We start from the raw sequence: 22,156 nt of genomic DNA, 5'->3' as shown, positions 1-22,156 counted from the left end.
TGTGTGCCGAGCAAGCAGTGCTGCTCGGTGAAAGAAAAATGTGCGGTGTTAACCTCGGTGCTCCTGGCGGGCGAGATCAGCGACTCCGATCATACCTGCCGCCGAACCCAACTTCGCGGTTGCCACTCGGGCCAAAGGCCTGTGACCGGCTCCGACGATCTGCCGAGCCATGGCATCCCGCGCCCGATCCAGGTACAAATCCGCGTCCTTGGACACCCCGCCGCCAATCACGATGAGCTCTGGGTCGAGCACATCTGCCACCATGGACAACCCTTGCCCGAGCCACTGACCGAAGTTCTCCATGACAGCTATCCCCAGCGGATCGCCCTGCCTAGCTGCTGCGGTGATCTCCTCGCCGGAGGGATTCTCCGGCAAGGTGGTGTCATACTCGCCGCGCAGCTCTGCGCAGGTGTCCGGCAAAGCGGTTCCGGAAGCGTAGCGCTCTAAGCACCCGCGCTTGCCGCAGGGGCAGAGGCGCCCGCCTGGCGACACAACAAGGTGCCCGAACTCCGGGGCGGTGCCGAAAGCTCCACGGTAGATTTTTCCCTCAGTAAAAAGCGTGGCGCCAATGCCCGTTCCCACAGCAAAGAAAACCCATTCTTTCGCACCGCGCCCAGCGCCAAAGCGCCATTCGCCCCACGCGGCTGAATTGGCGTCATGCTCAAGGCGGACCGGCACGTCCAAACGCCTGCTGAGGATCTCGCGTACTGGGGCGTTACGCCACGGCAAATGCGGGGCGAAGCGGACAACTTCACACTCGGGATCCAAAAAGCCCGCGAGGGCAAGGCCCACGGCCTCGATGTCATGGGATGCTGCCAAGTTGTCTACGCAGCGCACGATGTCATCTTCGAGTGTCTGCGCTTCCCTGGCCGTGGGGACGCTTGTCGAATCCACAATCTCTCCGGCGGGATTAATCACCGCGGCCCGTAAGTTGGTTCCACCAATATCGAACCCGATGGTGAGGCCGCTGTGGCCACCGTCAGCGGAGGAAGTGTGTTCAAGCATGACTAGTAGGATATACCCCGGCCTGCCCACGATCACATTCCAGAACCTCACGCAATCGTGCGCCCATGATTTCCCACGTCCAGTGCTCCTCCACGTGACGGCGCCCTGCCGCCCCCATGCGGCGGGCCCCGGGGACGTCGCCAAGCAACGTGCACAAGGCCTGCTCAAGTTCCAGAACTGAGGAGCCGCGCACGACGATGCCGGTCTCGGACGTTACTGTTTCCGGTGCACCACCGGAGTCACCCGCAATGACCGGCAACCCCGCCGCTTGTGCTTCTAGGTAAACGATGCCGAGGCCCTCGACGTCGAGTCCCCCACCCCGCGTGCGCGCCGGCATGGCAAACACATCGGCAGCATGAAGCGCCAACTGCAATTCTTCGGTGTCCCGCGCCTCCTGCAACACCGCGTCGGGGCAGTACAGACGCGCTAGCTCGCGCAGTGTCTGCTCATAGCGTCCGCGACCGATGATGAGTACCTGGGCGTCCGGGAAGCGTGCCCGTACCGCCGGCATCGCCCGCAAGAGCTGGTCCTGGCCTTTGCGGGGAACCAAGCGGGAGATGCACACGATGACGGGCCCTGGGCCGAGTCCAAAGCGCTCCCGCGCGCTCTGCTTTTCTCCCTCCGTGGCCGGAGTGAAGTCTTCCAGATTAACCGCAGAAGGCAAGTGCACCCAGCGCGCATGGGTACCAAACGCGGGTTCCAACCTGGTACGCGTGTAGTCCGAGATATACGTGATGACATCGGCATGCTGACCAATGCGACGCAGGGCCTGCCGGGCTATGGGAAGCATGGACCAGCCCACCTCGTGACCGTGCGTCGTGGCAACGATCCGGCGAGCGCCCGCCGCCCGGGCCGCCGACGCCATAAGGGCAAGCGGGGCCGCCGCCCCAAACCACACGGTCTCGATATCGTATTCACGAATCAGACTCTGCATCCGGCGCGCGGTGGCTGGTGTCGGAAGCATGATGGTGCGTGGCCAGCGAACCACGGTATACGGCAGCGTCGCGTCATACTCGGCGGCGGCGTCACCATCTTGGGTCGAGGCGAAGACGACGACGTCCTCCGGGTTGAGGGTTGCCAGAAAATCTCGAAGATAAGACTGAATCCCGCCGATGGTGGGCGGGAAATCATTCGTTACTAGGAGTGTGCGCGCCATGGCCTAGTAGCGGACGGCGCCTTGAACGGGCATGGAATGAAGCGGCACCACTGCCACGGGAACGCCATAGGTGGAGGCGTGAACCACCTGACCGTCGCCGATATACATTCCCACGTGGGTAATGCCGGCGTAATAGCCCACAATGTCTCCGGGCTGTAGTTCATCGATCGGTACTGGGGTGCCGCCGGCAATCTGCGCCTGCGAGGTGCGCGGGATGCTCTTCCCCATCTGCTGATAGCTCCACACCATCAGGCCGGAGCAATCGAACACATCAGGTCCCGTTGCACCCCAACCATACGGGGCGCCAATTCGGGTGAGTGCTGCTTGGACAGCGGCGGACCCCGAACCATCGGCCAACGCAGCTAGGTCAAGGTCGGCAGAGCCGCCAAAGTGCTCAACCCATGCCTGGCGCGCCTCGGGGCTCAAGCCATCAACCTTGGTTTCGAGCTCCTTCTGCTGCTCTTCCAGGTCAGCCTGCTCCTTGAGAACCGCATCGCGCTGTGCCTGCAGCTCGTCGCGCTTGAGGCGCGCTTCCTCAGTAGCATCGACTGCCTGCTGATGCGCCTCGTCGGCCGCGGCGGCGGCAGCCACCATGGCTTCCTCTTCACGCTTGGCAGCCCTCGTCAAAGCCCCCAGGTACCCCATGCGCTCGACCGCACTGGCTACGTCGTTGGCATCAAGGGCTGCCGACACTGGCGTTGCCGCGCTTCGGCGGTAGCGCGATTGCGCCAGGGAATCGATCCGCTGCTGTTGCTCAGCGACAACCACGGAGGCGTCTTCGGAATTGCGCTGCGCCTCCTCAGCCTTGCGTTCCAGCTCGCCGATCTCCTTCTCCGATTCTGCGAGCTCATCCTCAAGCCCCTTGACTTCCTCACCCTTGGCAGAAACCCGCTGGGCGACGTCCGCCATGCGCTCAATGAGATCGCTCAGATCCTCGGGTGCCTGCTCCCCTGCCGCTTCTTGCGGTTGCTCCTGGAGGAACTCTTGAGCCACTGCAGATTGCGACAGGACGACCACCGGAGCCGCACCCACAACGATTGCAGCGACGGCACACGCAATGCCACGACGCGACATGAATACCCCCGAAACTAAGAGAAGGTTAATAGATGACTGAATTATACCCTCAGTCAAGGAAAAGCATAACGGCTTCTAGAATAGCCGAACCCCTTCCCCACCCTCGCCATCAACATGGCAAGAGCAGCGGAAGGGGTTAGCCAAACCGCCAGGTTCGCTTAGAAGCGAACAGCGGAGTGAATCGGCATGTAGTTCAGGGAGCGCTCGCCGACCGGGGTGCCGGAGTTCAGCGCGTCAATGATGGTGCCGTGGCCGGTGTAGATACCAACGTGGGATGCACCGGAGTAGTAGACGATGATGTCGCCCGGCTGCAGGGCATCGAGGGACACCGGGGTACCCGCAGAAGCCTGCGCCTGGGAGGTGCGCGGAATGGACACGCCAGCCTGGCGATAAGCCCACGAGGTCAGACCAGAGCAGTCAAAAGCGCTCGGGCCGTTGGCACCATAGACGTACGGGGAACCGACGGCGGAGCGAGCAGCCTCGAGAACCTTCTCGCCCACGGACTGAACCGGTGCCGGCGCCGGAGCCTCAGCTACCGGAGCCTCCACAGCAGCGGCGTAACCCGCGCCCTGATCAGCCTTGAAGGCCGGGATGTAACGGTCAATGTTCGGCAGCTGCTTGATATTCGGGACGTTCTCCAGACCAGCAACCTCGAAGCGGATATCGGTCTCCGGGACGACAACCTCAGCCGCATTAGCAGCGGCAGGGACGGTAACAGCTGCGGTAGCAGCAACAGCAGCAGTGGATGCGATGCGACGGGTGTTCAGGTTGCCCTGACGACGGTGCTTAGCCACGAATTTAAACTCCAAATCTTCCTGCGCGCCTACTTTCGCTCACTAGGAGAAGGCAATCCATATGACTACTCTCCACATGACGCGAACAAAAGCTCTGACCCAAGGGCGGGCCTAGCGTTCGACGATGACCCGTTCCTGTAGGGCCATCTCCGCTCGGCCCCCGGATGTTTAGGAGGGGCCAGACGCGGCGCTTAAATCTTCAGTTCGTATTGAGCACCGGTGATGTGTACACCGTGGCGGTAACTCAATGTCTCGAATAGGTTACGAAATCATCACGAGCGATGTCGAGTCAGAAACGTAAAACCGGCTTCGTTACCGTCCCGTTATCAAATGGAAACCTAAACGACACGGCGCCCAACGACCCCAGTTCATTACACAAGCACGACAGGCAGATACTTGCCCTCACCTGCAATAACCCAGAGGGGTTTTCACTTCACACCGCTAGACCTTAACACCGACCTAAAGCCCCAAAGAGCGTCCAAAAGTATACGATGTAACCTTCATCACACTCGTGTAACTCGGCGTCACATCGACCCCATTTGACCCACTACCCTCTCCTGAAACCATGCAACAAAGTGGTTCTCTCCTGCGGTTTTTATGTCGACCGCGTCACTCTCCCGAGCAAATGAGAGACCTCCGCATCGCCGTATCGCTCCTCGATTCCCGAAAATCAGACAAACTACAAGGAGGTTAACTGTGGGTTAACACCTTGGCAGGCAAGCAACCCAAAACTTACGAGCCCGCTCTCCCACCCAGCTCGGCGCCCGCAGACCGCTCCTCTGACAGCGGGTACGTAGACGGCCTTACAACTACCCTAAAGCACACGCTCTAGAGGCCTAGGCATGAAAGAACGCTGTATCTAACGAACTCCCCTGGGACGCCCTTCGCGCTCACCTAGCGTGCTCGCGGCGGGGTCTAATGCTTCTTCAACCAAGACAGCTCCAACCTGACGTAGGCCAATTAAGTGCGAAGAAATCCCGCCCCACCGCCGAACAACACTGGGCAATACTGCCAAGAGTGACGTCAAGGTTTACTCACCCACCCATGACCCAGGTCGGTTCACGACGACCTTTCCGTAGTGCACTGCCCATCTCTTCGCGAAACGGATTACCTTCTTTGAGCTCCTCCAACGCCCAACGTCTGGGGGCCTTTATTGACACGCCTGAGGCATCTGACAAAAGGCGTCTGGCAAAAGGCATCAGTCGTAAGGCGTTCTGACGGCTAAAAACGCTATTTACTCATGGCAGATGGCGTCTTCAGACCCAAAAATGCCTTTTGTCAGATGCCTTGTGCAAGTACGCCCTCCTGACTTAGCTCAGCTTCCGAAATGAACAAATGAACCAGGCCGGCTCCAAGGGCCCAGTTCGCGGCCCCGCGACTAAAGGAAATGAGAACGCAAAAGCCCGTTCCTATTCTCCTGTGTGATGGAGAAAGGAACGGGCTCTGTGAGCGTGTTTCAGCGAGTGATGGCGCTAGATGCGGCCATTCTCCTCGTCTTCGCGGCGGTTAGCCTCGTTGAGCTGACGGAACATCTCCGCCTCCTCAGCGTGGTTCTCGTGGCGAATTTCATTGACTCGGGAGACGATAGCGGAGTCATCGGAAGAGAAGATGCCCTGTGTCTCGGAGTCGGCCAGACCAAGCTGGTTGAGCTGCTTCGGAACCGGAGCGCCGGCGTACTCGAGCGGAACCGGGTGGCCGTGCTCGTCCACCGGACCAAGCGGCTGGTGAACCTCGATGAAGGCACCGTTCGGCAGCTGCTTAATGACACCGGTCTCGATACCGTGCTCCAGCACCTCACGGTCGGAGCGCTGCAGACCAACGCAGATGCGGTAGGTCATGAAGTATGCAATCGGCGGCAGGACAATCAGACCGATACGGCCAACCCAGGTCATCGCATTCAGCGAGATCTGGAAGAAGTGTGCCACGTGGTCATTACCACCAGACAGCGTTACCAGCAGGAAGAAGACGATGGCAGCTGCACCGATAGCGGAGCGAACCGGAACGTCACGCGGGCGCTGCAGGAGGTTGTGGTGAGCGTCGTCGCCCGTCAGCTTCTTCTCAATGAAGGGGTAGGCGAAGAGCAGAACGACCATGAGGCCACAGAGCAGTGCAACCCAGAACGCAGACGGAATGGTGTAGTTGCCGATGTAGAGCTCCCATGCCGGCATGACACGAGCAACACCGTCAGTCCACAGCATGTAGATATCCGGCTGGGAACCAGCGGAGACCTGGGACGGGTTGTACGGGCCAAGGTTCCAGATGGCGTTAATCGTCATCAGACCGGAGATGAGCGCCAGCACGCCAGCAACCATCATGCCCATGCCGATTGCCTTGGTGGCGAAGACCGGCATAATACGGACACCCACGACGTTGTTCTCAGCGCGACCCGGTCCAGGGAACTGGGTGTGCTTCTGGAACCACACCATGATGAGGTGTGCTGCGATAAGGCCCAGGATGATGCCCGGGATAACCAGCACGTGCAGGATGTAGAAACGGTCCAGCATGAGGTCGGACGGGAAGTCGCCACCGAAGATGGCCCAGTGCAGCCAGGTACCGATGATCGGCAGACCCAGGATGATGGCTGACATGATTCGCAGACCAACACCGGAGAGCAGGTCATCCGGAAGGGAGTAGCCAAGGAAGCCCTCGACCATGCCCAGCAGGATAAGCGCGCAACCGATAATCCAGTTGGCCTCACGCGGGCGACGGAATGCGCCGGTGAAGAAGATGCGCAGCATGTGGGCAATCATGGACATCATGAACATGAGTGCAGCCCAGTGGTGCATCTGGCGCACAAACAGACCGCCGCGGACCTCAAAGGAGATATCGAGTGCCGTTGCGTAGGCGCGAGACATCTCCACGCCGTTCAGCGGGGTGTACCCACCGTCGTAGATGACCTTCGTAATTGAAGGATCGAAGAAAAGCGCGAGGTAGATACCGGTCAGCAACAGGATGATGAAGCTGTACAGTGCCATCTCACCGAGCATGAAGGACCAGTGAGTGGGAAAGACTTTGTTGAGCTGGGTACGCAGGACGCCGGCAGCGGAATACCGCTCGTCCATGTTGTTACCCATCTGTGCAAGTTTGTTACTCATTATGACTTACGCTCCCAGAATGCAGGTCCGACGGGCTCGATGAAGTTGCCCTTAGCAATGAGGTAGCCCTCATCGTCCACATCAATCGGCAGCTGCGGCAGTGCACGGGCTGCCGGGCCGAAGACCGGCTTACCGTAGTGCAACGCGTCGAACTGCGACTGGTGGCACGGGCAGAGAATGCGGTTGGTCTGTGCCTCGTACAGCGAGGTCGGGCAACCAATGTGGGTACAGATCTTGGAGTAGGCGTAGTAATCGCCGTAGTGGAAGTCTTCCTGACCCTTGCGCTCGATAGCCTTCTTGGCATCATCGTTGCGCAGGCGGATGAGCATCACAGCGTTGCGGTTACCGTGGATGGAGTGCATGTGGTTCTCGTAGACGTCCTTGTCCTCGGAGTACTCTGCACCGTCGTTGACATCCTCAGCAGCCAGCGGGAAGACAGTCTCCATACCGCCTGCAGCCAGATCTTCCGGACGCACGCGCACCAGGCGGGTGACGCCACGGGTGGTGTAGTGCGAGCCGGACTCGCCTTCGTGCATTTCGGCGATAGTACCGGTATCGCGAGCGAGGTAGAGCTTGACGCCCTTCTCATGCAGGGTCCAACCGGAGGTCCACAGGGTGCCGTCACCCATGTAGTTCAACTCGTGGCGCTTCTTCCACGGGTTGTTGATGGCACCACCCAGCGGAGCGATGACGGTAAGGCCGAAGAGAACGCCAGCACCACCGAGCAGCCCCATGATGGTCTTACGACGACCCAAGGTCGAGGTGTTCCAGGAGTCATTCAGCAGCGCGGTCAGCGTGCGGCGGTCGACTTCATCGGAAGGACCGTCGTGGCGGCGCTGAACCGAGATCTCCTCGGGGAGGATCTTCTTGACGTACTGAACGATGGCAAAGCCCAAGCCCAGGATGCACAGACCAGAGGTCAAGCCGAGCAACGGCGTGTAGAGGGTGTGCCACCACATGCCGTCCTCGCCGAGCATCTTGTACTCCCACGGCCAGAAGAGGTAGACGGCCAGGAAGGCAATGCCCATCAGGACGGAGATGATGAGCCAGAAGGTGACGTTTGCAGCGGCACGCTTCTCGGCGGGATCGCCCTCTACCGGGAAGCGCTCCTTACGGAACGCAACGGTAACATCGTCCAGCTCGGTACCGAGGGCTGCGAGCTCGTCGTTGCTCATAGCATCGAGCTCTTTGCGAGAGTAATTCTTCTTTACGTTGCTCATGAGCGAGATCCAATCCACATAGCGGCAACGCACAGAAGGCTGATGCCGATGATCCACATTGCCAGGCCCTCAGCCACCGGACCGAGGCCGCCAAGCGACCAACCAGCCGGAGACGGGGTTTCCTTCGCAGACTTGAGGTAGGCGATGATGTCCTTCTTCTCATCTGCAGTCAGCTGACGGTCGGAGAACTTCGGCATGTTCTGCGGGCCGGTCAGCATTGCCTGGTAGATCTCCTGCTCGTTAGCCGGGTCGAGCGGCGGCGCGAACTTACCGGAGGACAGAGCGCCGCCCCTACCGGTGAAGTTGTGGCAGGACGCGCAGTTCATGCGGAAGAGCTCGGAGCCCTTGGCGACGTCCTCGGCCTGAATCTGGCCGTTGTAGTTGGCGCCGCGCAAGGACTCCTGCGCTACGGAGCCATCCTCGTCGTAGACGATGTCAGCGCCGCCACCGTTGGCAGCAACATAGGCGGCAAGCGCCAACGTCTGCTGCTCGGTGTAACGCGGGGTCTTGCGCTCAGCCTGTGCGTCGTTCGACATCATCGGCATACGGCCGGAGTGAACCTGGAAGTACACGGAGCCAGCACCGATACCAACGAGGGACGGGCCGCGGTCCTGGATACCCTGCAGGTTGGCACCGTGGCAGGTGATGCAAGCGACTTCGTAGATGTCCTTGCCCTCTTGAACGAGTGCCTGGTCATCCTTTGCAGCGGTAGCCACCTGCGCGTCAGGGGTCAGGGCGGAAGCCAAGACACCTGCGCCGGTAAGACCGATGCTCAGTGCAAAGACGCCAGCAAGCGTGCGCTTCGCCTTGCGGCGACGGCGGGTCTTCTTAGCCGCGGCAGTGGCGTCTTCCACTGCGGCGGACTGCTGGATGTTATCCATCATTTTCCTTTAGATAACTCGTACATGGAGATGAATGACTGTAGGCCGGCTATTCTCCGGCGACTACGGCCTACTGAACTAGGTAGATGACTACGAACACGCCGATCCACACAACGTCAACGAAGTGCCAGTAGTAAGACACTGCCATTGCCGCGGTGGCCTGTGCAGGCGTGAACTTGGAGCGGGCAATTCGCGCCAAGATAATTCCGAAGGCGATCAGACCCGCAGTCACGTGTGCCGCGTGGAACCCGGTCAGGATGTAGAAGACCGAACCAAAGACACTGGACTGAACAGTGAGACCTGCCATGATCAACTCTGTCCACTCGAACGCCATGATGCCCAAGAAGACAACACCCAACGCGATGGTTACCGAGTACCAGAGTCGGAGCTTGTAAACGTCACCCCTTTCTGCTGCGAAAACGCCGAACTGAGAGGTCACGGAGGAAAGGACCAGGACACTCGTAATGAGGAAGCCCATGGGCACGTTGATGTGCGCCGTGTGCTCTGCCCAGTCACCCTCCTGGCCGTTCGCACGCGAGGTGAACCACATCGCGAACAGTCCAGCAAAGAACATCAATTCCTGAGACAGGAACACGATGGTGCCGACGCTGACCATGTTGGGTCGGTTCAGCGCGGCAACACGTGGTGCTGCCATACCTTGGTTAGAAACTACGCTCGTCACGCATAACAGTATGGCTGGTCTGACCGCATAAGTCATCTCATTTCCCCCCGATTTTTTTGAGGCCACGACCTAGACCTTCACAGTTTTCACCCCAGGCACGAACCATAGAGCTCCAAGGAAGTAGTCGGGAACTTTTTAGCGCGCTTTACGACGCCCCATCCCTGCAGGTAGTGAGACTTGGCAACGCCAGTTGTGAGGCAACAACAGGTCAAGAAGAGGTACGTTTTGCCCGCAATCCGAAACCGCTCGAACCAACGCCAATGAGATAAATCACACCCGCCCCCGCGGGCGAAAGTGCAGGACTGCAACTTTCGGATGACCCCCGTAAAAATGGCCGTTAACGTGCTGGAATTCTAAGCACAGACCTAGAGTTACACACTTTCGGCAAGCCACCCGCTCCCCCAGCACTCCACCCAAATCAAAATTTTTTCTCCCTTTTGGGAACTTTCCGCAACGCACTACGACGCAGTCTTCTCAACGACAAAGCCTCCGCCACGAGGTGTGGCGGAGGCGTGAGAAGTCGTGACGCTAGAAAGCGCGGCAGAAAAGGTTAAGCCTTAGTGCTTTTCCTTCGGAAGGCCATACTGCAGGGACAGGCCAGTCACGGAGGTGACGAGCAGGACTGCGCCCAGGATAATCATCCAGAAGTAGAGGAAGATGATGCCAAGACCCAGCACTGCGATGGAGCCGGTCATGCACAGCGGCCAGATGGAGCTCGGAGAGAAGAAGCCAAGGATACCGGCTGCGTCTTCAGTCTCCGCCTCTTCCCAATCCTCCGGCGCGATGTCGGAGCGGTTATCGGTGAAGTGCAGGTAGCCGCCCAGCATGAGGCAGAGCAGCATAGCGAGGACCAAGCCCACGATGCCGACCCACTCGGTGCCGTACATGTAGCCATCATCCTTGACGTAGTTAACGCCAATGACGTAGACGATGAGCGACACGAAGAGGTAGGTCGCGATGGAATAAAAGACCTTAGATGTTGCACGCATTTTCTATCAGTTCCTTTTCTTATGCCGCTTCAGCGGTGTCGACAAAGTTGTCGGCATCGCGGGTGTCGCGCAGAGAGTTGAACGGAGCGGTGGTAACTGCGTAGGGCTCTTCACCGATGTGCTCGAGAGCCTCGGCGTTGGTTGCCTGCGGGTTCTCCTCACGGAACTTGAGGTACTCGTTGAAGTCTGCGCGGTCAACGACGCGAATCTCAAAGTTCATCATGGCGTGGTAGGTACCGCACATCTCAGCACAGCGACCAACGAAGGCGCCCTTTTCCTCAATCTTCTCTACCTGGAAGCGACGCTCCTGGGAGTTGTTCTCCGGGTGGGAGTAAGCATCGCGCTTAAACAGGAACTCCGGAACCCAGAAGGAGTGGGAAACATCGCCGGAGGCGAGACGGAACTCGATCGGGGTGTCAACCGGGAGAACCAGAACCGGAACCTCTTCGGTGGTACCAACAGTCTCAATCTTGTTGAAGTTGAGGTAGGAGATGTCACCGGTGGACTTACCGTGAATCGGGTTCGGGTTCGGGGTGCCTTCCGGGTCGAGGGAGGATTCCTCGGCAAGCTTCTGACGCTCAGCATCGGCGCCATCGTAGTTCTCGCCATCAACCTTGTTCTCGGCGTAACCGAACTTCCAGTTCCACTGGAAGGCGGTAACGTCCACGGTCACCTCAGGGTTCTTGTCCAGCGCCGTAACCTTCTGCTGAGCCTGAACAGTGAAGAAGAACAGGCCCATGATGATCAGAATCGGGATAATGGTCAGAGCCATCTCCAGCGGCACGTTGTACTGCAGCTGCTTCGGGAACTCGCCCTTGCCGGCCTTCTCAGCCTTCTTCGCATTCCAGCGGAAGATAGCGGTGAGGAACAGGCCCCACATGATGAAACCGATGATCCATGCAGCAACCCAGACCCAGATCCAGAAGTTGTACATCGAGGTCGCTTCAGGGGTAACACCCTTCGGCCAACCCATGCCTAGGAGGTTCTCAACTGCCGTCGGCGCTGCGACGTCACAACCCGCAAGGGCTAGACCGCCCAAAGCGATGACGCCCGCTAGGCCTGCCTTACGGCCGAGGTTGCGCTGCTTACGCTGTCCCACGTGTGTTCTGCCTTTCTGTGCACACAAACTTCTCGAATACTCACAGAGCATTCCTACCCAATCAGAATAGAGCATCCTGCCTGATTTTCAGGCCTTTTCGCTGGACTGTTTGGGCGTTGGACCTGCCCTATAAGTAGTGAACGTACGGAATGTTACCGGCCCACCTGCACAAGATCACGCCAGCTCCCCCAGCCTCCCCCTCCCGGCTATGACCCAATTCACAAGCCGCACACCCCTGCATCATCCGAAAGTTCGCACCCTAACGGGGAACGCGGCGCGGGGTTCGCAGATCGTTTGGCCGCGGCCGTAAAGTGTTCCGGAGATGAACCTTGATCTATAAGGAGAAGCAAGCTTATGTGCGGACTCTGCGCGCTACTGAGCGCCGATCGCAACGCCGCCCAGCACCTGGAAGCTCTTGAACAGTCTCTTCAGTGCATGCGCCACCGCGGCCCGGACGCTGCCGGAACCTGGCACGACGATGATGCGGCTTTTGGCTTTAACCGCCTATCCATCATCGACCTCGAGCACTCCAATCAGCCGCTCCGCTGGGGCCCCGAGGACAACCCCGAGCGCTATGCCCTTACCTTCAACGGCGAAATCTATAACTACGTAGAACTTCGCGAAGAGCTCAGTGCCGCCGGCTATACCTTCAACACCGAGGGCGACGGCGAGCCCATCGTCGTGGGCTATCACCACTGGGGTAAGGACGTCGTAGAGCACCTGCGTGGCATGTTTGGCTTCGTTATCTGGGATACCGAAACGCGCACGATGTTTGCTGCCCGCGACCAGTTCGGCATCAAGCCGCTCTACTACGCCACCACCAAGGAGGGCACAGTCTTCGCCTCGGAGATGAAGTGCATCCTTTCGATGGCCGATTCGCTGGGTCTAGACCTCAGCCTTGATAGGCGCGCCATCGAGCACTACGTAGACCTGCAGTACGTGCCTGAGCCGGAGTCCCTCCACGCCAATATTCGCCGCGTGGAATCTGGCTGTACCGTCACTCTTCGCCCCGGCGAAGAAGTAGTCTCCGAGCGTTATTTCAAGCCACGCTTCCCTATCCAACCCGTCAAGCAGGGCGAGGAGCAGAAGCTCTTCGATAGGATTGCCCGGGCGTTGGAGGATAGCGTCGAGAAGCACATGCGTGCCGATGTGACCGTCGGTTCCTTCCTCTCCGGCGGCATTGACTCTACCGCCATCGCAGCCTTGGCCAAGCGCCACAACCCGGACCTCCTCACCTTCACCACCGGATTCGAGCGCGAAGGCTACTCCGAGGTCGACGTCGCCGCCGAGTCGGCTGCAGCCATTGGTGTAGAGCACATCGTCAAGATCGTCTCCCCCGAGGAATACGCCGAGGCTGTCCCGAAGATCATGTGGTACCTGGACAACCCCGTAGCAGATCCTTCTCTTGTCCCCTTGTACTTCGTGGCCCAGGAAGCCCGTAAGCACGTCAAGGTGGTGCTCTCCGGCGAAGGTGCGGATGAACTCTTCGGCGGCTACACCATCTATAAGGAGCCACTCTCGCTAGCTCCGTTCGAGAAGATCCCCTCCCCGCTGCGCCGCGGCTTGGGCAAGCTCTCACAGGTACTCCCCGAAGGAATGAAGGGCAAGTCCCTGCTCAACCGTGGTTCGATGACCATGGAGGAGCGCTATTACGGCAATGCACGTTCCTTTAACTTCGAGCAGCTCCAGCGGGTGCTCCCCTGGGCCAAGCCGTCGTGGGATCACCGCGAGGTCACCGCACCGATCTATGCGCAATCACAGGACTTCGACCCGGTAGCCCGCATGCAGCACCTCGACCTGTTTACGTGGATGCGCGGCGACATCTTGGTCAAGGCCGACAAGATGAACATGGCCAACTCCCTAGAGCTGCGCGTTCCCTTCCTCGACAAGGAAGTGTTTAAGGTCGCGGAAACTATCCCCCACGAGCTCAAGATTTCGCACGGCACGACCAAGTACGCTCTGCGCAAGGCCATGGAGCAGATCGTTCCCCCGCACGTGCTGCACCGCAAGAAGCTGGGCTTCCCGGTTCCGATGCGCCACTGGCTGGCCGGCGATGAGCTCTACGGCTGGGCCCAGGATCAGATTACCGAATCCCAGACCGAGGACATCTTCAACAAGAAGGAAGTTCTGGAGATGCTCAAGGAGCACCGCGACGGTGTATCCGATCACTCACGCCGCTTGTGGACGGTGCTGTCCTTCATGATTTGGCATGGCATCTTCGTGGAAGACCGCATCGACCCGAAGATAGAGCAGCGCGACTACCCCGTGAAGCTCTAGTTAAAACAACAAAACTGACGAAGCCCTCGCCGCACACTGCGGACGAGGGCTTCATCGTTTTGTCAACGTGACTTTACTTGAATTTAATTGAAGGAATCACCGCAAGCGCAGGAGCCGCCAGCGTTGGGGTTATCGATGGTAAAGCCCTGGGCCTCAATGGTGTCAGAGAAGTCAATCTTGGCGCCGGTGAGGTACGGGATAGACATCTTGTCTACGACGAGGTTAACGCCGCCAATGGTGTCCACCTTGTCACCATCCAAGGTGCGGTCATCGAAGTAGAGCTGGTAGCGCAGACCCGCGCAGCCACCTGGCTGGACAGCAATGCGCAGTGACAGATCGTCGCGGCCTTCCTGCTCAAGCAGGGACTTTGCCTTGGCAGCAGCGGCCTCGGTCAGGATAACTCCGGTTGCAGACGCGGGAGCGGTCATGATTTCTCCTCTTATATATGCGGAATTTTTCTGGAGCCCACCCTACCCCCTCACAGGTGAGGAAGAAAGGATGCCTCACAGTTCACTAGTGGTTCACTGGTGCCCTGTTCCCTCACCACAACGCTCTCTCCCGCGGGCCTATTCCCGTTATGTCCGCGCGACCTTGTACGCTAAACAGCGTGAAACTTCCGTGGCAAAAAGATGACAAGACTTCTTCCCCCGCCGAGCACACCCCGGCGCCGGAAGAACAACCCGCCGCCGAGAAACCGCACCGCAAGGGCTACACGCCGCCGAAGGGCCGCCCCACGCCCAAGCGTGATGCGCAGGAAATCGCCCGCGGCGTCAAGCGTGATCCCCGGGGGATGTCGGACGCGCAGCGCTACCAGCATCGCAAGGAGCTTAAGGCTTCCATGTCCAAGGCGGAATGGAAGGAATATAAGCGTAAGGAGCGCGCTGAGTCCCGCGAACGTAACAAGGTGGCACAGGAGCGCATGGCCGCTGGCGACGAGCGCTACTTGCTCGCCCGCGATAAGGGCGAGGTCCGCCGCTACGTACGCGATTGGGTAGACTCCCGCCGCTTCATTAACGAGTGGGTCATGCCCTTTGCCATCGTCCTGCTGGTGCTCATGTTCGTCAGCACTCGGGACCCGCGCCTGTCGCAGATCATCTCTATCGGCGCGATGGCGGTCATCGTTGTCTTTGCCGTCGAAGGTTTCTTGCTCGCGCGCAAGTGCAACAACGCCGTGCGTCTCAAGTTCCCCGGCACCACCGAGGCCGGTTTTGGCCTAGGCTTCTACGCGTACTCCCGCGCCTCCCAGCCGCGTAAGTGGCGCACCCCGCGCCCGCAGGTGGAGCGCGGAGCCACCGTCTAAACCGGAGGACACATGCCTGAATTCACCGCGGTTCCCCAGCTGCGCCCTTCAACCGCAGCTCAACCAAACCGCGTAGCCGAAATTGCCGCGTGGTTGGCGGCAGCGCAGGATTCCCCGCAGGCGAAGCCCCTTCAGCGCCCCCGAGCCATCGTCTTTGAGGGCGCTGATGCCAACGTTGTACCCACTGTCGACGGTGCAGAAGCCACAGAGCACTCCCTCAGCGATGCAGATCGGTGGCGCGATAATCTCTTCAGCGCTGCGCAGCGGGCAGGAGCGGGCATCGACTTCGTCGAATGCAGCGCAGAGTCCACCAGCACTGAGCCTGGTGCCCCCTCTGCCGCTATGTCCCCGGCAGAGTGCGAGTCACACATCGAACTCGGCATGGCTACGGCTGACCGAGAGATCGATTCGGGCGCTGATCTGCTCATCACGTCTGATTTTGGCATCGGCGCAAACACCGTCGCCGCCAGCGTCATGGGCCGGATTACTCATACCGAACCGGTGGCGATTGTGGGGACGAATACTCTGGCCAGCGGCATCACGGATGCAATGTGGAAAGCCCGCGTGAGCGTTGTGCGTGACTCCATGTTCCGCGCCCGCAACCTGGAGGGCTGGGAGGTCGTGCAAACCATCGGTTCCCCAAACCTTGCGGCGCTGGCGGGTTTCATCGCGCAGGCCACGGCGCGGCGAACGCCGGTGCTTATCGACGGCCCCCTGGCCGCCACCGCCGCTGTCCTGGCCGAGCGCACCGCGCCCGGCGTGAAGGGCTGGCTGCGCGCAGGGACGACCACCCCCGAACCGGCGTATGCGCTTGCTCTCAAGGAGCTGGGACTAACCCCACTGCTTGATTTAAACCTGAGCGAAGGTTTCCCCCTCGGCGCGCTCGCGGCCTTGCCGCTGGTGCAGCTAGCCGCAGAGCTCGCTTAGACAGGGTGCTTATTTCGCTTCCACCAGCGTGTGCAGCCAGCCGTGAGTATCCTCCACGGACCCGCGCTGGATGCCGGTGAGGCGCTCGCGCAGGGCCATCGTCGTAGCACCGGCCTCATCGTTGTTGATGTGGAAGTCGGTCTCGTCGCCCATGACGTGGCCCACCGGGGTAATAACGGCTGCGGTGCCGCAGGCAAAGGCCTCCACCATGGCACCGGAAGCAACGTCCTGCTCCCACTCCTTGTAGGTGATGCGGCGCTCTTCGACCTTCAGCCCCATATCCTCAGCAACCTGCAGAAGCGAAGCGCGCGTAATGCCCGGCAGCAGCGAACCCGACAGCGCCGGGGTCACCAGGGTTTGGTTGCCCTCCTCGCCGTAGACAAAGGCCAGGTTCATACCGCCCATCTCCTCGATGTAGGTGCGGTCGATGGCATCCAACCACACCACCTGGTCGCAGCCCTTTTCCGCGGCCTGCGCCTGGGCGAGCAGTGAGGCCGCATAATTGCCGGCGAACTTGGCCGCGCCCGTGCCGCCGGGAGCAGCGCGGACGTAGTCGGTGGACAACCAGACGGACACCGGCTTGATGCCGCCGGTGAAGTACGCGCCTGCCGGGGAGGCGATGACGACATAGCGGTAGGAGTGCGCCGGGTGCACGCCCAGGGACACATCGGTAGCAATCATGAAAGGGCGGAAATACAGGGCTGCCTCGCCGCCGGCTTCGGGGACCCAGGCCTGGTCGACGTCGACAAGCTGGCGCAGGGACTCGATGAACTCCTCTTCTGGCAGCTGCGGCATAGCCATGCGCTCAGCGGAAGCCTGCAGACGCTGCGCGTTCTGCTCCGGGCGGAAGGTGGCGATGCTGCCGTCGGGCTGGCGGTAGGCCTTGATGCCCTCGAAGATGGCCTGGCCATAGTGGAAGACGGTGGACGCCGGATCCATGCTAAACGGCGCGTAGGGGCGTACCTGCGCGTCGTGCCATCCCTTGTCCTCAGTCCAGTCAATCGTCACCATGTGGTCGGTGAAGTACTTACCAAAGCCCGGGTTCGCCAGAATCTCCTGCAGGCGCTTCGGGGAGGTGGGGTTTTCAGTTCGCGTCACGGTGTAATTCAACATGGATTACAGCGTACTCCTTAGCCCCCTATAGAGATGCAGAAATGCCTTAGCTAGATCACCACTCCTTAAGTCCACTCGGCTAGCCCACTAGCCCCGCTGCCACCCCACCCCACTCCCACTGTAATCCCACTGTAATCCCACTACGTTCCACACCATAGACACGGGTAGTGTGTGAGGAGTATCCCATTGTCACTTTTCTCAAGGAGGACATCGTGGCTTCTTCCACGTTCGAACTGCCCGCACGCGGCTCTTTCCCCACTGTTGAGCTGGCCAAGAAGGCCCCGAAGCAGGCAGATGCCCTGCTGATCGCCGCCTTCGCCGGCGAGGAGGGACTCGAGGTGCCGGGCACCTCTCTTCTCAGCTCGTCCGCACTGCGCTCGACGTACGAGGCTCTCGCGGCCGTGGGCGCGACGGGCAAGGCCGGGGAAATCGTGAAGGTTCCCGCCCCGCAGAAGGCGGGCGCTGCTCAGGTCATTGCGCTGGGCTTGGGCGATGTAGAGGAGCTTGACGCCGAGGCCCTGCGCCGCGCCGCCGGCTCCGTGGCCCGCGCCACCGCAGGCGTGGGCACCATCGTGACCACCCTGGCGGACTTCGGTGTTTCTGCTGCTGTCGAGGGTCTCATCCTCGGCGGCTACGCTTATCGCGGCATTCGCTCCACCGAACTGGAGGAGAAGGAACAACCAGCCACTTTCGTGGTGGTGGCTGATAAGTCTGTCTCCGAAGAATTCGAGGCAGCCCGCACCGTGGCCGAGTCTGTCTTGCTTGCCCGCGACCTCGTGAATGCCCCCGCCAACGAGCTCTACCCGGAGTCCTACGCCGCATTCCTTTCCGGCCAGGCAAAGGAAGCCGGTCTTGACGTCGAGGTGCTCGATGAAAAGCAGCTGGAGAAGCAGGGCTTCGGCGGCATCCTCGCGGTAGGCAAGGGTTCTGCCCGCCCGCCGCGTCTGGTGCGCCTGAGCTGGAAGCCCAAGAAGGCCAAGAAACACGTGGCTCTTGTAGGTAAGGGCATTACCTTCGATACCGGCGGTATCTCCCTGAAGCCGGGCAATGGCATGTGGGACATGATCTCTGACATGGGCGGCTCTGCTGCGATGGCGGCCACCATCATCGCGGCGGCCAAGCTGAAGCTGCCGGTTCAGATCACCGCTACCCTGCCGCTGGCTGAGAACATGCCGGGCTCTGGTGCTACCCGCCCGGGAGATGTCATTACCCACTACGGCGGCCTGACTTCCGAGGTCCTCAACACCGACGCTGAGGGCCGCCTCGTGCTGTCGGACGCCATCGCGCGCGCCAGCGAGGACAAGCCGGATTACCTCATTGAGACTGCGACACTCACCGGCGCACAGATCGTGGCGCTGGGTTCGCGCACCTCCGGCATCATGGGCTCCGAGGTTTTCCGCGATCGCCTCGCCGAAATCGGCCGCGAAGTGGGCGAGAACGCCTGGGCCATGCCGCTGCTGGAGGAGCACGACGAGGAGATCAAGTCCCAGGCCGCAGACATCCGCAATATCAACGCCAAGCGCGAGGGCGGCATGGAGTTCGCCGGCACCTACCTCAAGCAGTTCGTGGGCGAGGGCATCGAGTGGGCCCACATCGATATCGCCGGCCCCTCTTGGAACGGTTCCGCCCCGCGCGGCTACACCCCGAAGCGCGCCACCGGAGTTCCGGTGCGCACCGTGGTCGCAGCGCTGCGCGAGATCGCAGAAGCCTAAATCAGAGCGGCTTCCATGCGGCCCCTCGTGTGAGCGGCTTTAGGCCGCTCACACCTCTTCGCCGGCGATGACGTAGTCCTCCTTATCCGCCAATGGGAGGACCGTACCGTCGGACATGGCGCGGTCGGTGACGAGCCCGTCGTCGTCGACAAGCGCGACCTCGTTGCCTTCCTCACGCAGCCGGCGCAGTCCTTCCTTGAGCATGCGCCGGCCCACCTTGTGCAGGCCAGAGACCTGGGAGAAGTCCAAGGCCAAGCGCTTGCCGGAGAACTGGCGCTCCTCCAGCTCGTGGAGGATGGCTTCGGTGGCGGTGAAGTTGATGTGGCCCTGCAGGCGGATAATCGCGGTGTCGTCGTCCTCGTCGACGCTGCGAACTGGGTGCACACCAAAGCGGTTTTCCGTGGACATCAAGTGCAGGCCCATGTCCGAGGAGAGCTCGCGGAAGATTTCGGTTCCGCGCACGCTATTTCCCTGCTCATCGAGACGCGGCGAAAACGTCGCCACGCCGATCTGCCCCGGCAGCGTTCCAATGAGCCCTCCGGATACGCCGGACTTAGCGGGGATTCCCACCTCTGCCATCCAGCGCCCAGCACCGTCGTACATGCCGCAGGAACTCATCACCGCCAGCGTCATGCGGCAGACGTCGGCGTCCAAAATCTTCTCCCCCGTTACCGGCTGGCGGCCACCATTAGCCAGGGTCGCGGTCATGACGGCGAGGTCGCGCACGTCCACCGATAGGGCACACTGCGAGGTATAGGACAGCACGGCGTCGTGGGCATCGTCCTGGATGATGCCGTAGGAGCGCAGCATATGTGCCAGGGACAGGTTGCGCTCAGCGTGCTCAAGTTCCGAGTCACACAGGCGCTTATCGACGTCCACCTCGCGCCCCGCCAACTGGGATATGAAGGCGCGGATCTTTTCCACGCGGTCCTCCACGGTCGACTCCACCCCATTAATCAGCTGATTGACCACGATGGCACCTGCATTGATCATCGGGTTCAGGGGGCGGTGGTCCTTGGCTAGGGATAACTCATTGAAGGCCTGCCCCGAGGGCTCGAGTCCTACCACCTCACGCACCGCGTCAGGGCCGAACTCGCTCAGTGCGAGGGCGTAGACAAAGGGCTTGGAAATGGACTGGATGGTAAAGCGGGTCTCTGCGTCACCGGCGCTGTAGAGGTGGCCCGTCACAGAGCACAGCGCCACACCCAGCTGCTCGGGGTTTGCGGCAGCCAGCTCCGGGATATAGTCCGCGACTTCTCCGGAATCGTGATCGTGAACGCCATCAAGGATCTTCTGTAGATAAAAGGGAATCGGTGTTTTCATCGTTTCCCAGCGTATAGAATTGCCACGTATGACACCTGCACTCATCATTGTCGACGTCCAACATGACTTCTGCCCCGGCGGAGCCCTCGCCACCGAGCGCGGAAATGAGGTGGCCGATCGCATCGGTGCCCTCCAGCCTTCCTACGACACTGTCGTTGCCACGCAGGACTGGCACATCGATCCGGGTACCCACTTCTCCGAGAATCCAGACTTCGTTGATACCTGGCCCGCGCACTGCGTGGCCGATTCCTTCGGCGCCGCGATGCACGAAGCGATCGGGCCCGCCCAGGCCTATTTCAAGAAGGGTGAATATACCGCTGCGTATTCCGGTTTCGAAGGCGCGGCCGACGGCGTTCCCCTGGCAGAGTGGCTGCGCGAGCACGACATCACCGCCGTGGACATCGTGGGCATCGCTACCGATCACTGCGTGCGCGCCACCGCTTCCGACGCCCTTGCGGAGGGATTCACGGTGCGTGTGCTGGCGGATTACTGCGCGCCTGTCGACGAGGCCCGCGGCGCCGCCGCTCTGGAGGAGCTTGAGAAGGCAGGCGCCACCATCATTACTGGCTAGGCAGCACCCTTCTAATTGCCGTCCTGGCCATTCTGCTGCTGTCGCTGTTCAAACCGCTGACGGCGCTCGCGTTGTTCCTCCCGCTTGCGCAGAATGCGCTCTCGCTCGATGCGCTCGCGCATGCGCTGGGGGTAACCAGTCTCTTCGACGTCATAGACATCGCAGCGCAGAAGCTTAGCCACCGCGTCGATGCCTTTGGGCCCACCAATGCGACGGCGGATGAAGGCGCCGTTTTCATCCACCACAACGACAGACATCTCGTTGACCACGGTCTCCGGTTCAATAAAGGCCTCAATAAAGGCACGTCCCTGAGCCCAGGCTTGAAGCTCTTGGGCGTCTTCTGCGCGAATGGTCTCCCCCGGTGCGCGGGGCGGGCGCAGTTGGGACTTGGAGCTGTTGCGGCGGAAGGGGTTGAACATGGCTCTTTAGCCTACCGGAGGCCACCTTCAGCCACTTCGTGCGGAGGATGCCCTAATTCACCCCACCCGTGCGCACCTTTTATAAACACGCTGTAGAATCAAACACTAGCGTTTCACTAATTCCAACTTTCGAGGAGTCTTAACACTTATGGCACACTCTGTTGTGATGCCCGAACTGGGCGAATCCGTAACCGAAGGCACGATTACCCAGTGGCTGAAATCCGTCGGTGACACCGTCGAGGTCGACGAGCCGTTGCTCGAGGTCTCCACCGACAAGGTCGACACCGAAATCCCCTCCCCGGTCGCCGGCACCATCCTCGAAATCAAGGCTGAGGAAGATGACACCGTAGACGTGGGCGCAGTCATCGCCATCATCGGTGACGAAGGCGAATCCGCACCGGCTGCTGAGGAGTCTGAGGATTCCTCCGAGAAGGCTGCCGAGACCCCAGACAAGCCCGCTGAGGACGCTGAGTCCGAGGCGCCTGCTGCTTCTGGTGATGCCACCGACGTGGAAATGCC

Annotated in this window: 20 protein-coding genes; 6 read left to right on the top strand and 14 right to left on the bottom strand. The window is 60.5% G+C overall.

The genetic code is table 11. The features are described 5' to 3' along the window. Positions 1-48: 48 nt before the first annotated feature. From HMPREF2807_RS09775 to HMPREF2807_RS09730, 10 genes are all read right to left on the bottom strand, one after another. Positions 49-1,005, bottom strand: coding sequence for an ROK family protein (locus HMPREF2807_RS09775; RefSeq protein WP_049155218.1), 957 nt, complete (start codon positions 1,003-1,005; stop codon positions 49-51). Then, on the bottom strand, positions 998-2,161 hold the full coding sequence (locus HMPREF2807_RS09770) for a glycosyltransferase family 4 protein (protein ID WP_049155217.1): 1,164 nt from the start codon (positions 2,159-2,161) through the stop codon (positions 998-1,000). Before HMPREF2807_RS09770 ends, HMPREF2807_RS09775 begins: the two co-directional genes overlap by 8 nt. Before the next feature lie 3 nt (positions 2,162-2,164). Beyond that, positions 2,165-3,235 (bottom strand): C40 family peptidase, encoded by a 1,071-nt coding sequence (locus tag HMPREF2807_RS09765; RefSeq protein ID WP_070512419.1) that lies wholly within the window; start codon positions 3,233-3,235, stop codon positions 2,165-2,167. A 158-nt stretch (positions 3,236-3,393) separates the two neighbouring features. After that, complete coding sequence (locus tag HMPREF2807_RS09760) at positions 3,394-4,029, bottom strand: C40 family peptidase (protein WP_046648126.1); 636 nt, start codon at positions 4,027-4,029, stop codon at positions 3,394-3,396. A gap of 1,472 nt (positions 4,030-5,501) precedes the next feature. Next, the gene (locus tag HMPREF2807_RS09755) at positions 5,502-7,124 is read right to left on the bottom strand and encodes a cytochrome bc1 complex cytochrome b subunit (RefSeq protein ID WP_046647943.1); all 1,623 of its coding nucleotides are present in this window, start codon (positions 7,122-7,124) and stop codon (positions 5,502-5,504) included. Then, positions 7,124-8,344, bottom strand: coding sequence for a cytochrome bc1 complex Rieske iron-sulfur subunit (locus tag HMPREF2807_RS09750; protein WP_070512416.1), 1,221 nt, complete (start codon positions 8,342-8,344; stop codon positions 7,124-7,126). The genes HMPREF2807_RS09755 and HMPREF2807_RS09750 overlap by 1 nt, the downstream gene beginning before the upstream one ends. Further along, complete coding sequence (locus HMPREF2807_RS09745; protein WP_070512413.1) at positions 8,341-9,228, bottom strand: cytochrome bc1 complex diheme cytochrome c subunit; 888 nt, start codon at positions 9,226-9,228, stop codon at positions 8,341-8,343. Before HMPREF2807_RS09745 ends, HMPREF2807_RS09750 begins: the two co-directional genes overlap by 4 nt. Positions 9,229-9,295: 67 nt before the next feature. Next, the gene (locus HMPREF2807_RS09740; RefSeq protein ID WP_010190575.1) at positions 9,296-9,880 is read right to left on the bottom strand and encodes an aa3-type cytochrome oxidase subunit III; all 585 of its coding nucleotides are present in this window, start codon (positions 9,878-9,880) and stop codon (positions 9,296-9,298) included. A gap of 584 nt (positions 9,881-10,464) precedes the next feature. Continuing rightward, complete coding sequence (locus HMPREF2807_RS09735; RefSeq protein WP_046647941.1) at positions 10,465-10,896, bottom strand: aa3-type cytochrome oxidase subunit IV; 432 nt, start codon at positions 10,894-10,896, stop codon at positions 10,465-10,467. Between the two features lie 19 nt (positions 10,897-10,915). Then, on the bottom strand, positions 10,916-11,995 hold the full coding sequence (locus HMPREF2807_RS09730; RefSeq protein ID WP_070512410.1) for an aa3-type cytochrome oxidase subunit II: 1,080 nt from the start codon (positions 11,993-11,995) through the stop codon (positions 10,916-10,918). A gap of 354 nt (positions 11,996-12,349) precedes the next feature. Here HMPREF2807_RS09730 and asnB point away from each other — a divergent pair, with 354 nt between their 5' ends. Further along, positions 12,350-14,272: an asparagine synthase (glutamine-hydrolyzing) gene (gene asnB, locus HMPREF2807_RS09725; protein ID WP_070512407.1), complete on the top strand. Its 1,923-nt coding sequence runs from the start codon at positions 12,350-12,352 to the stop codon at positions 14,270-14,272. Between the two features lie 83 nt (positions 14,273-14,355). Here asnB and HMPREF2807_RS09720 read toward each other — a convergent pair whose 3' ends face one another. Next, positions 14,356-14,700: a HesB/IscA family protein gene (locus tag HMPREF2807_RS09720; RefSeq protein WP_070512402.1), complete on the bottom strand. Its 345-nt coding sequence runs from the start codon at positions 14,698-14,700 to the stop codon at positions 14,356-14,358. 179 nt (positions 14,701-14,879) lie between these two features. Between HMPREF2807_RS09720 and HMPREF2807_RS09715 the strand changes: the two genes are divergently transcribed. Continuing rightward, entirely contained in the window at positions 14,880-15,572 is a 693-nt protein-coding gene (locus tag HMPREF2807_RS09715; RefSeq protein ID WP_070512398.1) for a DUF3043 domain-containing protein, read from the top strand. A 12-nt stretch (positions 15,573-15,584) separates the two neighbouring features. Next, on the top strand, positions 15,585-16,499 hold the full coding sequence (locus HMPREF2807_RS09710; RefSeq protein ID WP_070512395.1) for a nicotinate-nucleotide--dimethylbenzimidazole phosphoribosyltransferase: 915 nt from the start codon (positions 15,585-15,587) through the stop codon (positions 16,497-16,499). A gap of 9 nt (positions 16,500-16,508) precedes the next feature. Here the strand turns inward: HMPREF2807_RS09710 and HMPREF2807_RS09705 are convergent, their stop codons facing one another. Further along, positions 16,509-17,612, bottom strand: a complete 1,104-nt coding sequence (locus HMPREF2807_RS09705; RefSeq protein ID WP_070512392.1) for a branched-chain amino acid aminotransferase — start codon at positions 17,610-17,612, stop codon at positions 16,509-16,511. 212 nt (positions 17,613-17,824) lie between these two features. Here HMPREF2807_RS09705 and HMPREF2807_RS09700 point away from each other — a divergent pair, with 212 nt between their 5' ends. After that, positions 17,825-19,324 carry a leucyl aminopeptidase gene (locus HMPREF2807_RS09700; RefSeq protein WP_070512696.1) on the top strand — a complete coding sequence of 500 codons (1,500 nt, stop codon included), beginning with the start codon at positions 17,825-17,827 and terminating at the stop codon, positions 19,322-19,324. A gap of 48 nt (positions 19,325-19,372) precedes the next feature. Here the strand turns inward: HMPREF2807_RS09700 and HMPREF2807_RS09695 are convergent, their stop codons facing one another. Beyond that, positions 19,373-20,647: a glutaminase gene (locus HMPREF2807_RS09695; protein ID WP_070512389.1), complete on the bottom strand. Its 1,275-nt coding sequence runs from the start codon at positions 20,645-20,647 to the stop codon at positions 19,373-19,375. 28 nt (positions 20,648-20,675) lie between these two features. Between HMPREF2807_RS09695 and HMPREF2807_RS09690 the strand changes: the two genes are divergently transcribed. Beyond that, entirely contained in the window at positions 20,676-21,218 is a 543-nt protein-coding gene (locus HMPREF2807_RS09690) for an isochorismatase family protein (protein ID WP_070512386.1), read from the top strand. Between the two features lie 11 nt (positions 21,219-21,229). Here the strand turns inward: HMPREF2807_RS09690 and HMPREF2807_RS09685 are convergent, their stop codons facing one another. After that, complete coding sequence (locus HMPREF2807_RS09685; protein ID WP_070512383.1) at positions 21,230-21,637, bottom strand: oxidoreductase; 408 nt, start codon at positions 21,635-21,637, stop codon at positions 21,230-21,232. Between the two features lie 148 nt (positions 21,638-21,785). Between HMPREF2807_RS09685 and HMPREF2807_RS09680 the strand changes: the two genes are divergently transcribed. Continuing rightward, on the top strand, positions 21,786-22,156 hold a 371-nt coding region (locus HMPREF2807_RS09680), incomplete at its 3' end, for a biotin/lipoyl-containing protein (RefSeq protein ID WP_304440003.1).

Source organism: Corynebacterium sp. HMSC074A09, assembly GCF_001811545.1.
GTDB lineage: Bacteria > Actinomycetota > Actinomycetes > Mycobacteriales > Mycobacteriaceae > Corynebacterium > Corynebacterium hiratae.
The sequence above is the reverse complement of the archived record's forward strand: the minus strand, read 5'-3'. Positions and strand labels throughout refer to the sequence as shown.

Coding starts and splice junctions, on each gene's coding strand:
- HMPREF2807_RS09775 (WP_049155218.1), bottom strand. CDS start 1,005: ATGCTTGAACACACTTCCTCCGCTGACGGTGGCCACAGCGGCCTCACC.
- HMPREF2807_RS09770 (WP_049155217.1), bottom strand. CDS start 2,161: ATGGCGCGCACACTCCTAGTAACGAATGATTTCCCGCCCACCATCGGC.
- HMPREF2807_RS09685 (WP_070512383.1), bottom strand. CDS start 21,637: ATGTTCAACCCCTTCCGCCGCAACAGCTCCAAGTCCCAACTGCGCCCG.
- HMPREF2807_RS09720 (WP_070512402.1), bottom strand. CDS start 14,700: ATGACCGCTCCCGCGTCTGCAACCGGAGTTATCCTGACCGAGGCCGCT.
- HMPREF2807_RS09740 (WP_010190575.1), bottom strand. CDS start 9,880: ATGGCAGCACCACGTGTTGCCGCGCTGAACCGACCCAACATGGTCAGC.
- HMPREF2807_RS09735 (WP_046647941.1), bottom strand. CDS start 10,896: ATGCGTGCAACATCTAAGGTCTTTTATTCCATCGCGACCTACCTCTTC.
- HMPREF2807_RS09765 (WP_070512419.1), bottom strand. CDS start 3,235: ATGTCGCGTCGTGGCATTGCGTGTGCCGTCGCTGCAATCGTTGTGGGT.
- HMPREF2807_RS09690 (WP_070512386.1), top strand. CDS start 20,676: ATGACACCTGCACTCATCATTGTCGACGTCCAACATGACTTCTGCCCC.
- HMPREF2807_RS09750 (WP_070512416.1), bottom strand. CDS start 8,344: ATGAGCAACGTAAAGAAGAATTACTCTCGCAAAGAGCTCGATGCTATG.
- HMPREF2807_RS09755 (WP_046647943.1), bottom strand. CDS start 7,124: ATGAGTAACAAACTTGCACAGATGGGTAACAACATGGACGAGCGGTAT.
- HMPREF2807_RS09695 (WP_070512389.1), bottom strand. CDS start 20,647: ATGAAAACACCGATTCCCTTTTATCTACAGAAGATCCTTGATGGCGTT.
- HMPREF2807_RS09745 (WP_070512413.1), bottom strand. CDS start 9,228: ATGATGGATAACATCCAGCAGTCCGCCGCAGTGGAAGACGCCACTGCC.
- HMPREF2807_RS09705 (WP_070512392.1), bottom strand. CDS start 17,612: ATGTTGAATTACACCGTGACGCGAACTGAAAACCCCACCTCCCCGAAG.
- asnB (WP_070512407.1), top strand. CDS start 12,350: ATGTGCGGACTCTGCGCGCTACTGAGCGCCGATCGCAACGCCGCCCAG.
- HMPREF2807_RS09710 (WP_070512395.1), top strand. CDS start 15,585: ATGCCTGAATTCACCGCGGTTCCCCAGCTGCGCCCTTCAACCGCAGCT.